General features: G+C 75.2%; 14 protein-coding genes. 7 read left to right on the top strand and 7 right to left on the bottom strand.

Features of this window, described 5'->3' with window-relative positions; all coding sequences use genetic code 11:
- Positions 1-8: 8 nt before the first annotated feature.
- On the bottom strand, positions 9-539 hold the full coding sequence (locus SCATT_RS33220; protein ID WP_014150959.1) for a hydrogenase maturation protease: 531 nt from the start codon (positions 537-539) through the stop codon (positions 9-11).
- Positions 536-2,281 carry an enoyl-CoA hydratase-related protein gene (locus SCATT_RS33215; protein ID WP_014150960.1) on the bottom strand — a complete coding sequence of 582 codons (1,746 nt, stop codon included), beginning with the start codon at positions 2,279-2,281 and terminating at the stop codon, positions 536-538. Before SCATT_RS33215 ends, SCATT_RS33220 begins: the two co-directional genes overlap by 4 nt.
- 228 nt (positions 2,282-2,509) lie before the next feature.
- On the opposite strand from SCATT_RS33215, the gene SCATT_RS33210 reads away from it, so the two are divergent.
- On the top strand, positions 2,510-3,073 hold the full coding sequence (locus tag SCATT_RS33210) for a hemerythrin domain-containing protein (RefSeq protein ID WP_014150961.1): 564 nt from the start codon (positions 2,510-2,512) through the stop codon (positions 3,071-3,073).
- A gap of 42 nt (positions 3,074-3,115) precedes the next feature.
- Here SCATT_RS33210 and SCATT_RS33205 read toward each other — a convergent pair whose 3' ends face one another.
- Complete coding sequence (locus tag SCATT_RS33205; RefSeq protein ID WP_231904978.1) at positions 3,116-4,915, bottom strand: chloride channel protein; 1,800 nt, start codon at positions 4,913-4,915, stop codon at positions 3,116-3,118.
- A gap of 234 nt (positions 4,916-5,149) precedes the next feature.
- Here SCATT_RS33205 and SCATT_RS33200 point away from each other — a divergent pair, with 234 nt between their 5' ends.
- The 3 genes from SCATT_RS33200 (at position 5,150) to SCATT_RS33190 (ending at position 7,678) form a co-directional block, all read left to right on the top strand.
- Positions 5,150-5,677 carry a MarR family winged helix-turn-helix transcriptional regulator gene (locus tag SCATT_RS33200; RefSeq protein ID WP_014150963.1) on the top strand — a complete coding sequence of 176 codons (528 nt, stop codon included), beginning with the start codon at positions 5,150-5,152 and terminating at the stop codon, positions 5,675-5,677.
- Positions 5,678-5,768: 91 nt separating this feature from the next.
- Positions 5,769-6,692 carry a DMT family transporter gene (locus tag SCATT_RS33195; protein ID WP_014150964.1) on the top strand — a complete coding sequence of 308 codons (924 nt, stop codon included), beginning with the start codon at positions 5,769-5,771 and terminating at the stop codon, positions 6,690-6,692.
- Between the two features lie 38 nt (positions 6,693-6,730).
- Positions 6,731-7,678, top strand: coding sequence for a LysR family transcriptional regulator (locus SCATT_RS33190; protein WP_014150965.1), 948 nt, complete (start codon positions 6,731-6,733; stop codon positions 7,676-7,678).
- Between the two features lie 8 nt (positions 7,679-7,686).
- Here the strand turns inward: SCATT_RS33190 and SCATT_RS33185 are convergent, their stop codons facing one another.
- Positions 7,687-8,547, bottom strand: a complete 861-nt coding sequence (locus SCATT_RS33185) for an alpha/beta fold hydrolase (RefSeq protein WP_014150966.1) — start codon at positions 8,545-8,547, stop codon at positions 7,687-7,689.
- A gap of 104 nt (positions 8,548-8,651) precedes the next feature.
- Here SCATT_RS33185 and SCATT_RS33180 point away from each other — a divergent pair, with 104 nt between their 5' ends.
- A complete protein-coding gene (locus SCATT_RS33180; protein ID WP_041823894.1) occupies positions 8,652-9,077 on the top strand; it encodes a MarR family winged helix-turn-helix transcriptional regulator in 426 nt (141 codons plus the stop codon).
- Positions 9,078-9,288: 211 nt separating this feature from the next.
- Here SCATT_RS33180 and SCATT_RS33175 read toward each other — a convergent pair whose 3' ends face one another.
- Positions 9,289-9,543: a hypothetical protein gene (locus tag SCATT_RS33175; RefSeq protein WP_014150969.1), complete on the bottom strand. Its 255-nt coding sequence runs from the start codon at positions 9,541-9,543 to the stop codon at positions 9,289-9,291.
- 59 nt (positions 9,544-9,602) lie between these two features.
- Complete coding sequence (locus tag SCATT_RS33170) at positions 9,603-10,010, bottom strand: 5-carboxymethyl-2-hydroxymuconate Delta-isomerase (protein WP_014150970.1); 408 nt, start codon at positions 10,008-10,010, stop codon at positions 9,603-9,605.
- 210 nt (positions 10,011-10,220) lie between these two features.
- On the opposite strand from SCATT_RS33170, the gene SCATT_RS33165 reads away from it, so the two are divergent.
- Together SCATT_RS33165 and SCATT_RS33160 are read left to right on the top strand one after the other, a co-directional pair.
- Positions 10,221-11,714: an MFS transporter gene (locus SCATT_RS33165; RefSeq protein WP_014150971.1), complete on the top strand. Its 1,494-nt coding sequence runs from the start codon at positions 10,221-10,223 to the stop codon at positions 11,712-11,714.
- Between the two features lie 234 nt (positions 11,715-11,948).
- Positions 11,949-12,686 (top strand): MDR/zinc-dependent alcohol dehydrogenase-like family protein, encoded by a 738-nt coding sequence (locus tag SCATT_RS33160; protein WP_014150972.1) that lies wholly within the window; start codon positions 11,949-11,951, stop codon positions 12,684-12,686.
- A 7-nt stretch (positions 12,687-12,693) separates the two neighbouring features.
- Here SCATT_RS33160 and SCATT_RS33155 read toward each other — a convergent pair whose 3' ends face one another.
- The gene (locus SCATT_RS33155) at positions 12,694-13,332 is read right to left on the bottom strand and encodes a maltokinase N-terminal cap-like domain-containing protein (protein WP_014150973.1); all 639 of its coding nucleotides are present in this window, start codon (positions 13,330-13,332) and stop codon (positions 12,694-12,696) included.
- Between the last annotated feature and the right edge of the window lie 67 nt (positions 13,333-13,399).

The raw sequence follows: 13,399 nt of genomic DNA, 5'->3' as shown, positions 1-13,399 counted from the left end.
GCGCGTGGTCAGGGCCGCGCGCACCGGTCCGGGGCCGCTGCCGCCGCCTCGCCCGCGACCTGGAGCGCCAGGTCGGCGGCGGGGGCCACGGCGGCGGCCACCGGCGGGCTCAGTCCGATGCCCTCGGCGAGCCGTTCCGGTTCGCAGCCGACGACGACCACCCGTCGCGGCCGGTCGGCAGCGGTGCCGGCGCTGAGCGTGCCGAGCAGCGCCAGCACGGCGTCCGGGGTCATGCGGTGGCCGTCGATCAGCGCGTCCTCGGGGGTCGCCGGCCCGGCCCGCGGGGTCTCGATCAGGTAGACGGTGCCGGGCCGGCCGCCGCGCCGGGTGACGTCCACCAGGACGGCGGTGTGGTAGCCGTCGAGGAGTTGGTAGGCGAGGTGGACGCCGCGTACGCCGGTGTTCACCAGGTCGACGCCGTCGGGCAGTCGGCGGCCGGCGAGGGTGCGCGCGACCTCGACGCCGAAGCCGTCGTCGCCGAGGAAGACGTTGCCGATCCCGGCGACCAGGACCCGCGCTGCGGGGGCCGGGCCGGTCACGGCCGGGGCGTCCGGCGGGCGGCGGGCGGTGCCGTCAGGTGGCCCGGGGTGGCCGGCGGGCGTTCCTTGCGGACGAAGGCGCGGCGCAGGGCGTGGTAGGGGGCGTCGGGGTCGTCGAAGACGACGCGCATCCGGGCGAGTTCGTCCGTACGGCAGCGGCGCAGCGCCGCCGTACGTTCCGCGCTGTCGTACGCCGTCTTCTTGCGGGCGATGCGTCCGCGTACCGCCGCGGAGCCGGCCAACGAGGCGGCGCGGTGGGCGACTTCGGCGGCGAAGTCCCGCGGGGGGCAGGTGAGCACGTGGTCCACGAGTCCGAGGGCCTGTGCGGTGCGGGCGCTGACCGGCAGCGCCTCGCGGGTCAGCCGGTCGGCCTCCGCGGCGCCCACCCGGCGCGGCAGGGTGTAGGTCCAGTATTCGGAGCCGTAGAGCCCCATGAGGCGGTAGTGGGGGTTGAGTACGGCGCCGTGGCGGCACCAGACCTCGTCGGCGGCGAGGGCCAGCATGCAGCCGCCGGCCGCGGCGTTGCCGCCCAGGGCGGCGACGACCAGCCGGTCGGTGGTGGTGAGCACCGCTTCGACCAGGTCGTCGATGGCGACGATGTTGGCCCAGGACTCGGCGGCCGGGTCGGGGGCGGCCTCGATGACGTCGAGGTGGATGCCGTTGCCGAAGAAGTCGCGTTGGCCGCCGAGGACCAGCACCGAGGTGGGGCGGGCGCAGGCGGCCCGGTAGGCGCGCAGCAGCCGTCGGCACTGGGCGGTGCTCATCGCGCCGCCGGGGAAGGAGAAGGTGAGGAAGCCGGCCTCGCCCGCCTCGCGGTAGCGGATCTCGGACCAGTCGGGGACGGCCCCGGCGGCCTGCCGGTCCAGCGACGGCTCGGGCGCCTCGGGGAGCGGGGGCAGCCGGGGGCCGAGCGCGGCGGCGGTGGGCAGGGCGACGGCACGCGGGCCGCCGGGTGGTCGCCTCGGCCGTGCCCTGGGCAGCCACACGGCGCCGTCCACGGTGGCCCGGCAGACCGCGCCGGCCCGGGTGGCGAGCAGTTCCCCCGGGCGTCCGCGCAGCGCCTCGGCGCGGTGTCCGCCGTGCAGGAAGACCTCCCGGCCGAGGAGGACGTCGAGGACGCCGGGTTGGGAATCGGCCGACCTCAGTTTGCGCAGAACCGTTTCCGTGGGGTCGGAGGTCCAGTCGATCCGGCGTACGTCCTGGGTCATCGCGGGTCTGACCCGTACCGTCGGGGCCGGCCCGGTGGCGGTGGGCGCGCGGTCCGGTTGCGGGGCCGGGAGGTGGCCGCCGTCCTCGAAGCGCCGTACCGCGAGGTGGACGGCGTCCAGCGCGGCGTCGGCGATCTCGTTGCGGTACAGGTCGCTCTTGCCGGTCTCGGGGAGCCGGCAGGGCACCGAGGCCCACACCGGGCCGGCGTCCATCTCCTCCTCGGCCTGGAGCACGGTGACCCCCCATTCGGTGGCCCCTTCCAGCACCGCCCAGTCCAGCGACGACGGGCCGCGGTCGCCGACCGGTCCGGGGTGGACGACGAAGCACGGGTAGGCCGTCCAGATCTCGCGCGGCAGGGCGGCCTTCAGCATCGGCGCGATCACCAGGTCCGGCGCGTGGTGCGGCACCCGGACCAGCAGCGCGTCACCACCGAGCGCCAGCTCCACCGCCACCTCGTGGCCGAGATCCCTCAGCTCGGCGAAGACCCGTTGGGTCAGGCTGTTGAACGCCGACGCGACGAGCAGGATGCGCATGGCCGTCCTTCGGTCCGCTGGTGCCCGGTGCCGTGCGCCCGGCGTCGCGTGCCACGGCCTGTCGGCCCTCATGGTCACCGCCGCGCGGGGCGGCCCGGCGCACCCCGGCCGCCGGGTCACCCGATTCGCCGGTACGCGGTGGGGCGTGCGGCTGAACCCCGGCCGTGTCGGGCGGCCCGGCCGGGGTACCCGTGGCCGGGCGGGGCGGACGGCGGTCGGGAGGAACGGATGGGGCGTGAGCGGGCGGATGTCATCGCGGAGCTGTCGGCCGACCACCGCGGGGTGCAGCGGCTCTTCGACCGGATCCGTTCGGCCGCCCCGGGCAGCGCCGAGCGCGGCGACCTGGTCGCGGAGGTCACGGTGGAGCTGGTGCGCCACTCCGAGGCGGAGCGCGAATACCTCTACCCCGCCGTGCGCGAGCGCGTGGTCGGCGGGGCCGCCCTCGCCGACAAGGAGCTGGCCGACCACGCGCGGGTGGAGCGGGTCCTCGACGCGCTGACCCACCGGGAGCCGGACGACCCGGACTTCGACGAGCTGCTGCTCACCCTGGTCACCGAGGTCACCGAGCACGCCACCGACGAGGAGCAGCGCCTCTTCCCCAAGCTGCTGGCCGTCTGCCCGCCCGGGACGCTGCGTGAGCTGGGCGAGAAGGTGCGCTCCGCCAAGCGGACCGCGCCCACCCGCCCGCACCCCGGGGCCCCGGACACCCCTCCGGTGAACAAGCTGGTGGCACCGGGTACCGCCGTCTCCGACCGGCTGCGGGATCTCCTGGGCCGCCGCGGCAGGCGCTGAGCCCCGGCGGGCGCGGCCGGGTACGGGCGCGTACCGGCGCCGTCACGAACCGATGCGGTCCCCGTCGGCGGGGGCGTGCTCGTCCTCGTGGCGGGGGGTGTCGCGCGGCACGGTCCTGCGCATGATCAGCCGCTGGCGGTGGTGTTCCTCGGTGAGGTCGTGGCGCCGGGCGTGCAGCAGGTGGCGCAGGGCCACGGTGCCCACCACGTGTTCGTCCGGGGCGTGGCCGACGACGGGTGCCTCGGTGACGCCGTGTTCGGCGAAGACGTAGGCGGCGCGGCGCAGGGTGTCGTCGGGGCGCAGGACGACGGGGGCGGGACGGCAGATGTCGGCGACCGTGGGGGCCGGGCCGTCCGGGTCCCGCCGGGCGGCGGCGTGCAGCAGGGCGCGGCGGGTGACCACGGCGACCGGGTAGGCGGCGCCGTCCGGGACGACCGGGAAGAGCCGCCTGCCCTCGGGTTCGCCGCCGTCGGTGCGCAAGGTGGCCGCCAGGGCGGAGTCCAGGCTGTCGCCGCGGCGCAGGACGACCGGGCGGCGGTCCATCACCTCGGCGACGAAGAAGCTCTCCAGCGGGTCGGTGGAGTACTCGCGGGTCAGATGGAGGCCGCGGCGCGCGATCTTCTCGGTGAGCACCGAGCGCCGCAGCACCAGGACGGAGAGTCCGTAGGCGGCGGTGGAGGAGATCAGCAGCGGCAGCGCGGCCGGCCAGGCGTGGGTGAGCTCCAGGGTGAAGACCACCCCGGTCAGCGGGGAACGCATCACGCCGCCGACCACCGCGGCCAGCCCCATCATCGCCCAGAAGCCGGGGAGGACGTGCGGGAAGAGCAGCCCCTCGGCGGCCCCGACGGCGCCGCCGATCATGAAGACCGGCGCCAGGACGCCGCCGGAGGTGCCCGAGCCGAGCGAGAGCCCCCAGATCAGCGTCTTGACCACCAGGATGCCGACGATCAGGGAGACCGTGGCCCGGCCGGTCAGCAGCTGGTCGATGACGTCGTAGCCGACGCCGAGCGCGCGCGGCTCGATCAGCCCGCCGACGCCGATGACGGCGCCGCCGATGGCCGGCCACCACATCCAGTGGAACGGCAGCCGGGAGAAGGCGTCCTCGGCGCGGTAGACCAGCCAGGTCGCCACCACCGCGAGGGCGCCGCCGAGCACGCCGGCCACCACGCACAGCGCGCTGTCGGCCGCGGTGACGTGCATCCCGACGGTGGACACCGGGAAGATCGGGGCGGTGCCCAGCAGGAAGCCGCGGCACACGGTGCTCACCGCGACCGCCCCCACCACCGGGACGAAGCTGCGGGGCCGCCACTCGAACAGCAGCAGCTCCACCGCCAACAGCACGGCGGCCAGCGGGGAGTTGAACGTCGCCGCCATCCCGGCCGCGGCCCCCGACACCAGCAGCGTCTTGCGTTCGTCGGCGCTCAGCCGCAGCGCCTGCGCGAGGATCGAGCCGATGGCACCGCCGGTCATGATGATCGGGCCCTCGGCGCCGAACGGGCCGCCGGTGCCGATGCTGACGGCGGCGGAGATCGGCTTGAGCACGGCCACCCGGGGCGCGACCCGGCTGCCGCCGGTCAGGATCGCCTCGATCGCCTCCGGCATGCCGTGGCCGCGGATCTTCTCGGTGCCGTACCGGGCCATCAGCCCGATGACCAGGCCGCCGGCCACCGGGGCGCCCAGCACCAGCCACCACGGGTGGCCGGGGCCCGGCGCGACCAGCGAGGACTGGACGCGCTGGTAGAAGACCAGGTTGGTGACGAGGCCGATCAGCTTCAGTAGCGCGAGCGCCGCCACCGCGCCCGCCCCGCCCACCGGCAGTGCCCACGCGGTGATCAGCAGCATGCGCGGCCGGACCGTGAAGTCGCCGAGGGCCACCGGATGCTGACGTTGTGTCAGTTTCTCTCTCGCCTTTGCGGCTATGTTTTCCATGGTCTAAGTATTGCAGTACGCAAGACTTCGATGAAGACGCCCCCTCCCCGGTCGCACGGGAACCGGCCACCGGCCGTCCGCGCGATCCGGCCGAACGATGACGCACAAGCGTTCGGTACGGACCGTGGGCCGGGATATAACGGGACCATGACTGATCAGGTGAGCCACGGCCCGCGGGCGCGCTCGAAGGACCGGGAGGACGAACGCCTCCACGACGCCGCCGAGGACGTCAGCGACGCCGTACTGGCGGCCTCCCGGCTCTTCATGGCCATCTCGGCCCGGGCGCTCGCCGCCATCGACCCCGCGCTGACCCTGCCGCAACTGCGCACCCTGGTGGTGCTGCACGGCGAGGGACCGGTGAAGCTGGCGGCGCTGGCGGCGGCGCTGGACGTCAACCCGTCCACGGCCATGCGCATGGTCGACAAGCTGGAGGCGCACGGCCTGGTGGACCGGCAGGTCAACCCGGGCAACCGCCGGGAGGTGATCCTGCGGCTGACCCGGGACGGGCGGCACCTGGTCGACCAGGTCATGGCCCACCGGCACCGGGAGATCGCCGAGATCGTCGGCCGGCTGCCCGCCCGGCGCCGCACCGACCTCGTCCGCTCCCTGCGGGAACTGATCGCCGCCGCCGACGAGCCGGCCCTCGGGATGCCGGAGGACGCCCGCCACGGCTGACCCCCGCGCGCCGGAACCGTAAGGCCCACTGAACCTTCGCGCAACAAACACTAACTGGATCTATTCCCCGGGGACGGCGAGGCTGGAGCGCATGTCCGTGCGTATCGTCCCGCCGCGGTTCCTCGCCCTGGCCGGCACCGTGGTGCTGTGGGCGTCGGCGTTCCCCGCGATCGCGGTGGGTGACGCGGGGCTGGGGGTGGCGGCGCTGTCGTTCCTGCGGCTGGCGGTGGCGGCCGTCGCGCTGGCGGTGGTGGCACCGCTGGCCCGGGTGCGGTTGCCCCGGCGCCGCGACCTGCCGTTGATCGCCTTGTGCGGCGCCTGCGGGATGACCGTCTACCAGTTGCTGCTCAACTGGGGCGAGGTGCACGTCGCCGCGGGGACGGCGAGTCTGCTGATCGCCGTGGCGCCGGTCTTCAGCGTCCTGCTGGGCGGTGTCTTCCTCGGCGAGCGGCTGACCCGGCAGGTGGTCGTCGGCAGCGTGGTGGCCCTGGCCGGTTCCGCGGTGGTCAGCCTGGCCGGCGGCGCCTCGGGGTTCACCGTCTCGTCCTTGGTCGTGCTGGCGGCGGCCGTGGTGCAGGGGGTGTACCACTTCGCCACCAAGCCGCTGCTGCGCCGGTACACCGGGCTGGAGGTGGCCACCTACGCCATGGTCGCCGGCACCGTCTTCGCGCTGCCGCTGCTGCCGGACGCCTGGCACGCGGTGCGCCACGCGCCGGCCGGCGCGCTGGGGTCGGCCGTCTACCTGGGGCTGCTGCCGTCCGCGCTGGGGTTCGTCATCTGGGGGTACGCGGTGGCCCGACTGCCGCTGTCCGCCTCGACCGCGGCGCTGTACCTGGTGCCGCCGGTGGCGCTGGTGGTCTCCTTCGTCTGGCTCGCTCAGGTGCCGCGCCCGCTGGAGCTGGCCGGAGGCGCGGTGAGCGTGCTGGGTGTCGTCCTGATCAACCGGCGCCGTACGGCGTCCCCCGCGCCCGGCCCGGCGGCCTCCCCCGCCGTACCCGACCGGGTCGCCAGGTGACCGGCCGACCACCGCCCGGGAAGGAGACCCGAGGAGCCATGCTCGACGTGCGCCGACTGCGCATCCTGCAACACCTGGCCGCCTACGGCACCGTGGCGGCCACCGCCGAGGCGCTGCATCTGACGGCACCGGCGATATCCCAGCACCTCGCCGCCCTGGAACGGGAGGCGGGCACCCCGGTGGTGGAGAAGCACGGCCGCACCCTGCGGCTGACGGCCACCGGTGAACTGCTGGTCGCGCACGCCGAGATCATCCTCGCCGAGCTGGCCGCGGCCGAGTCGGGGCTGGCCGCGCTGCGCAGCGGCCGGCGCGGTGTGGTGCGGGTGGCCGCCTTCGCCTCCGCCGCGCGCGTCCTCCTCCCCCGGGTCTGGCGGCGGCTCGCCGGTCGGGACGAGGCGCTGACCGTACGGCTGGCCGTCCAGGAACCCCACGAGGCCCTGGACGAACTGCGCAAGCGCGGGACCGACCTGGCCCTGGTGCACAGCTACACCGTGCTGCCGCGCAGCTTCCCCGCCGGATGCGAGCAGACGGTGCTCATGGAGGAGCCGGTGCTGCTCGCCCTGCACCCCTCGTGCGCCGGCCAACTCGGCCTGGCCGCCGGGGAGTCGGCCGACCTGACCCGTCTCGCGCATCTGCCGTGGCTGGTCCCGGGGCCGGAGACCTCCTGCTACGAGATGATCCAACGGGCCTGCGGCGCCGCCGGTTTCGTCCCCGACGTACGCGCCCGCAGCAGTGACTTCTCCGTGCTCACCGCCCTGGTGGCGGCGGGCGCCGGGGCCGCGCTGGTGCCCCGGATGGCGTTGCCGGAGAGCACGGCGGGGCTCAGCCTCCACCCGCTCGTGCGCCCGGTCTCCCGTACCGTCTTCACCGTCAGCCGGGCCGGTACGTCCCGCCACCCGGATCTGCGGCAGGTGGTGGAGCTGGTGCGGGAGGCCGCGGCGGCGCTGGACGCGCGGGTGCCGCAGCCGCGCCGTTCCGGGGCCTGACCCCGTGGCTAGGCGGAGGCCGTACGGTCCTCGGCGCCGAGGAAGTCGGTGATCCGCCGGGTGGTGGCAGGCGGCAGCGCGGTGGGGAGTGAGAAGTGGCTGCTTCCGGTCAGGATCTCCACGTCGGCGTGGGGCACCGCCGCGCGGGCGCGGGCCGCGACCTTCCCGGCGTCGTGGGTGCCGCTGCGGCCGGCGAGGAGGACCAGCAGCGGGCAGCGCAGCGCGGTGGGGTCCGGGCGGCGGCCGGTCACCGGCCGCCGCCCCGGGAAGGCGGCGACCGCCAGCGCGTACAGCCGCGTCCACTGCGGATCGACACCGGTGCCGGCCGTCTCGCGGGACAGGAGGGCGAGGGCGCGGGGGACGGTCGGACGCACCAGCATCGGCAGCGCGCGCAGCAGGAAGGCCGGACGGAACCCGGCGAAGCACTGCGTCGGGTCGAGCAGCACCAGCCGGTCGGTCCGTTCCGGGGCGTGCAACGCGTACGTCAGCGCCACCCACGCGCCGTAGGAGTGGCCCAGCAGCCGCACCCGGGCGACGCCGAGCCCGTCGAGCAGGGCGTCGAGCCACCCCATCAGGTCGGCGGTGGTGCGCAGCGGACGTCCATCGGGGACGCCGCGGCCGGCCTCGCCGAGGATGTCGACCGCCAGCACCCGGTGGCAGCGGCCCAACTCCGCCGCCTGGCCGTACCAGACGGTGCCGGTGGCGCCGCCGCCGTGGAGCAGCAGGAGCGGGGTGGCGTCCTCGGGGCCGTAGGCGTGGACGCGGGTGGAGCCGTAGGGGGTGGCCACGTCCACCTCGGCGGTGCCGGCCGGCCAGCGGGCGAGCAGGGCGTCGTAGGCGGCGTGGAACTCCTGGGCGGGGTCGGGCACGGCAACTCCCGTTCGAGGTCGTCCGGTTGAATCTCTCGTTGACCGTTCTTCTCGCTCATCGAGATACTAGCCGGGTGAGTGACGACGACGGCACCCCCACCGCCATGCGCCTGGTGCACCTGCTGCGCGCGGTCACCGTGGAACTGGACCTTCGCGGCGCGGAGTTCGCGGCCCGCAACGGGCTGCACCCGACGGATCTGCGGGCGCTCATCCGCCTTCTCGACGCCGACCGGGCGGGCACCGCGGTCACCCCGGGGCGCCTGGGCGAGGCGCTGCGGCTCAACTCGGCCGGGGTGACGGCCCTGGTCGACCGGCTGGAACGGCTCGGGCTGGTGCGCCGCGACCGCGACCGGCGGGACCGGCGCCGGGTCCTGCTGACGGTCACCCCCGAGGCGGTCGAGCTGGGCTGGTCCTTCTTCGGCCCGCTCATCGGCCAACTCGTCGAGGTCGCCGGGGAGTTCACCCCTGACGAACTCGACGCGGTGCGGCGCTACCTCACCGCGGTCCTCGCCCGCGCCACCGGTGGCTGACGGCCACCCGGGGCGTGGTGCGGCACGTCACAGGAACCCGGCCGGGGGTACGGACGCACACCGGCGTGGACCGTTCACCGCGTGCCCGGATCCGCGCCGGGGACCCCGAGGCGTCCCGGGGCCTGTTCCCTGAGCCTGCTCGGCTGGTCCGGCAGCGCCGCGAGGCGCCGTGCCGGGCGTCGCGGCGGGGCGAACCCGGGCCGACACGGCCCTAGGATCCGCCCTCCGCCGAGCCGGCGTTGTACCGTTCCGGCTCCCCGTCCGGGGCCGGCCACACCGGTTTGTCGTGGGGCGAGGCCACGGCGGGACGGGGGCTGTCGGCGGTGACCACGGCGGCGGGGCGCGGGGGGCCGTCCGGGGCGGCGCGGCTGGAGGCCGGCACGTGGGGTGCGGTGGCGGCGAGGGCCGACACGGCGAGCAGGGTGAGGCGGACGCGCCACGTACGGCGCGGACGTGACAGCGGCACGGGCCCTCCTTCGTCGGAACACCGGGCACCGTCCTCATCCTGCCCGCGCGGCCGGTGTCCTATCCCGTGCAGCCGGCCGCCGCGGGCGCGGAGTGGCGCCGGGCGGCCCGGCGGTCGTCGGAGAGGCGGTAGGAGGGCGCGAGGTCGCGGACCTCCACCGAGTGCGCCCAGCGTTCGCCGGGGTCGGCGGGCAGGTGCCGGTCGAGCAGGTCGAGCACGGCCTCGGAGAGCCGGGCCTTGAGCGCGTCGCCGCGCCCGGGCAGCAGGCCGATCTCCACGTGGACGAAGGCGGTCTCGGCCGACGGCAGGTCACCGGCGTACGTCTCGGCCGCGGCGCGGAAGAACGTCTTGCACACGCCCCGCGAACCGGCCGTCTCCACGACGAGCGGGTGCAGCTCCCGCACGAAGGCCCGCCGGTCGAAGACGGCGTCCAGGCGGGCTGAGTAGTCAACGGTGATGTGTGGCATGCGGACTCCGGCAATGTTGGCTCGTACACATATCTTCCCCGACGCCTCCACGCCGCCCCCCGGGGCCTCCCCACTCGGAGCCATTTAGTCAGTTAAAACTGATCAGCTTGAGCTGGACAGAGTCGTGTGCCGAACCTACCGTGGAGGGGTGAACGAGAACGTCGAGACCGTGTCGCCGCCGGCGCCCCGCGCCGTCCGGGGGACCCGGCCGTGAGCGACCCCGGAGGGATACCGTCCGCCACCGGGGCGGCGTCCGGCGGCGACCGCGCCGCCCCGGCGGACCGCTTCGACCGCGGTCTCGTCCCGCCGATGGTCATCGGGTCGATCCTCAACCCGGTCAACTCCTCGATCATCGCCGTCGCCCTGGTGCCCATCGGCGCCGCGTTCGGGGCGCCGCCGTCCCGGACCGCCTGGCTGATCTCGGCGCTCTACCTGGCCACCGCGCTGGGCCAGCCGGTCGTCGGCCGCCTCATCGACCTCTTCGGCCCCCGCCGGCTCTTCCTGATCAGCACGTCGCTGGTCGGGCTCGCCGGGGTCGCCGGCACCCTGGCGCCGGACCTGGCCACCCTCGTCGGGGCCCGCGTGCTGCTCGGCCTCGGCACCTGCGCCGGCTACCCGGCGGCGATGTCCCTGCTGCGCGGCGAGGCCCGGCGCACCGGCCACGACAGCCCCAACGCGGTGCTCACCGTGCTGGCGGCGGCCAACCAGACCGTCGCCGTCATCGGCCCCCCGCTCGGCGGCCTGCTCATCGGGGTGGGCGGCTGGCGGGCCACCTTCGCCCTCAACGTGCCCCTGGCGGCAGCCGCGTGGCTGCTCGGCGCTATGCGGCTGCCGAAGCGCACCGGCCCGCGGCGTACCGGCACGGTGTCCGTGGTCTCCCAACTCGACCTGCCCGGCGTGGCGTTGTTCGCCGCCATGCTCGTCACCGCGCTGCTGTTCCTGATGGATCCGCGTCCGGCCGGCTGGTACCTGCCGGTGATCGCCGTGGCCGCCGGGGGCGCCTTCGCGCTGCGTGAACTGCGCGCCTCCGTACCCTTCATCGACCTGCGGGTGCTGGCCGGGAACGTACCGCTGCTGGCCACCTACGGCCGCGCCGTGCCGGCGTACGTGGTCTCCTACTGCTTCCTGTACGGCTTCACGCAGTGGGTGGAGGAGGGCCGCGGGCTCACGCCGTCGCAGACCGGGCTGGTCCAACTGCCGGTGTTCCTCACGGCGATCGGGGTCACGACGCTCACCGGACGGCGGAGCGGCGTCCGCGGCAAACTCGTGGCCGGCGCGATCGCCCAGCTCGCCGCGTGCGGCCTGCTGCTCACCCTGGGCGCGGGCAGCCCGGTGTGGCTGCTGCTCGCGGTCGGGCTGGTCTCCGGTATACCGCAGGGGCTCAACAGCCTCGCCCTGCAGAACTCGGTCTACCACCAGGCCGATCCGGAACGCGTCGGCGCCTCCTCCGGGCTGCTGCGCACCTTCTCCTACGTCGGCTCGATGATCGCCTCCGCGGCCACCGCGGCGGCCTTCGGCGACCACGCCGGCACCGGCGGACTGCACCACCTGGCGTGGTTCATGCTGGGCGCCGGCGCGCTGTTCCTGCTCGCCACGCTCCTCGACCACGGGCTGCGCCACGTCGCCCCGGCGGACGCCTCCGCGGGGAACGGCGCCGGACGCCGCTCAGGCGCTCAGGGCCGCCGCGAGCACCGCGGCGACTGAGGCCGGCAGCAGGGTCTTCCCGGCATTCACGCCGGCTTTCCGCTCCGTCGGGCGGTCCGGCGAGGGGGACGGCACCGTGTGGTCACCGGCGGTCGACCCTTGACGCCCCGCTCGGCCCGTCGTCAGGGTCCGTTGCATTGTTCGACAGGCACAGACGAGGACCACCTGTCGGTGGCTTCGCCGTGCCCTTCACGCTGTCGTGCCTCCGACGGGTCTTTCCCGAAGGCAGGTCGCATGGCACAACAGCCCGTGGTGCGCGGCGTCGGTGACGTCGCGGCGCTCGTCGACACGTTGGGAAGACTCACCGGCCGCTCGCGGTTCGTGTGGTTCCTGGTCTTCGGCGGTCTCTTCCTCGACGCCTACTCCAACGTGTTCGGCTGCGCGGTGCTGACCGGGGCGGGCGCGGTGGTCGACACGGCGGCCGTGCGTCCCGGTGAGTCGGTGGTGGTGTACGGGCTCGGCGGGGTCGGGCTGTCGGCGGTGCTCGGCGGCCGGGGCCTGGCCGATCGTCGCGGTGGACCCGGTGGCGGCCAAGCGGGAGTCGGCGCTGCGGCTCGGCGCCCACCACGCCTTCCCGCCCGACGAGGCGGTGGCGGCGGTGCCTTCGCTGACCGTCGGCGGGGCGGAGTGGCGGTGGAGGCCGTCGGCAGCGCCGCGGTGATCGGGGGGTGCCTGAGCGCGGTGGACTGTGGCGGCCGGGTGGTCCCGGTGGGGCTGCCGGCGCCGGACCGCACGCTCGGTGCGGTGCCGGCGCTCGCCTTCGCCGGCGAGGGCAAGTCGCTCATCGGCTCGTACATGGGCGATTCGGTTCCCCGCCGGGACATCCCCCGTTACCTCGGTCTGTGGCGCTCCGGGGCGATGCCGGTGGAGTGGCTGCACTCCGGCACGGTGCCGTTGGACGGCCTCGACCGGGCGCTGGAGGACCTCGCCGGCGGCCGGGCCGTCCGGCAGTTGGTGCACCCCGCCGACTGACGCCACGTCAGGCGGACAGGTAGGCGAGGACGCCCTGGACGCGGTCGCCGTCCGGGCGGCGCCAGGGGCCGGAGACGTGGCCGAGGGCGGCGGGGGCCTCGGTGCCGGGGCGCACCACGCGGATCAGGCGCAGCGCCGTGCCGGGCGAGGTGGGCACCTCGGTGTGGTCGGCGCCGTCGACGGCGGTGCCGGCCGGCCGTGCCGGGGTGGCCGGATCGCCGGTGAAGGCACGGACGACGGTGGGGTCCGGGGCGTCGCTGACGTTCTGGTCCTGGGCCTGGGCGCGCCCCTCGATCAGCGCGAGCAACTGGGCGACCACCACCGGGTCGTGGCAGCCGTCGTAGACCCAGCGCCGCCCGAGCACGCCGTGTTCCATGGTGCCGACGAGGGCGTGGTCGGCCCCGTCCAGCGGCGCGCCCCGGTAGGACAGCGGCACCAGGTAGGTCACCGGCTCGGCCCCGGCGACATCGGTGACCAGGATGAACTCGATGCCGACCGCGCCGTCCGGGTCGTCCAGCCGGAAGCCCCCGGCCGCTTCCAGCCGCGGCCCGTCCGCGGTGCCCCGGTACCACGGCCGGGTGGGCAGCCATGCGGTGAGCAGTTCGCCCTTGGTGGGTCTGAGCGTGGTCTGGTGGATGACGGCCATGCCGTGCGGCCTCCTCGGATGCGGGTACGGGCGGTCATACCTTCCCATCCGCGCGGGGGAGGCGCAT

It is taken from the genome of Streptantibioticus cattleyicolor NRRL 8057 = DSM 46488 (assembly GCF_000240165.1).
Classification (GTDB): domain Bacteria; phylum Actinomycetota; class Actinomycetes; order Streptomycetales; family Streptomycetaceae; genus Streptantibioticus; species Streptantibioticus cattleyicolor.
The sequence above is the reverse complement of the archived record's forward strand: the minus strand, read 5'-3'. Positions and strand labels throughout refer to the sequence as shown.

Coding starts and splice junctions, on each gene's coding strand:
- SCATT_RS33215 (WP_014150960.1), bottom strand. CDS start 2,281: ATGCGCATCCTGCTCGTCGCGTCGGCGTTCAACAGCCTGACCCAACGG.
- SCATT_RS33210 (WP_014150961.1), top strand. CDS start 2,510: ATGGGGCGTGAGCGGGCGGATGTCATCGCGGAGCTGTCGGCCGACCAC.
- SCATT_RS33205 (WP_231904978.1), bottom strand. CDS start 4,915: ATGCTGCTGATCACCGCGTGGGCACTGCCGGTGGGCGGGGCGGGCGCG.
- SCATT_RS33200 (WP_014150963.1), top strand. CDS start 5,150: ATGACTGATCAGGTGAGCCACGGCCCGCGGGCGCGCTCGAAGGACCGG.
- SCATT_RS33195 (WP_014150964.1), top strand. CDS start 5,769: ATGTCCGTGCGTATCGTCCCGCCGCGGTTCCTCGCCCTGGCCGGCACC.
- SCATT_RS33190 (WP_014150965.1), top strand. CDS start 6,731: ATGCTCGACGTGCGCCGACTGCGCATCCTGCAACACCTGGCCGCCTAC.
- SCATT_RS33180 (WP_041823894.1), top strand. CDS start 8,652: ATGCGCCTGGTGCACCTGCTGCGCGCGGTCACCGTGGAACTGGACCTT.
- SCATT_RS33170 (WP_014150970.1), bottom strand. CDS start 10,010: ATGCCACACATCACCGTTGACTACTCAGCCCGCCTGGACGCCGTCTTC.
- SCATT_RS33160 (WP_014150972.1), top strand. CDS start 11,949: ATGGCACAACAGCCCGTGGTGCGCGGCGTCGGTGACGTCGCGGCGCTC.
- SCATT_RS33155 (WP_014150973.1), bottom strand. CDS start 13,332: ATGGCCGTCATCCACCAGACCACGCTCAGACCCACCAAGGGCGAACTG.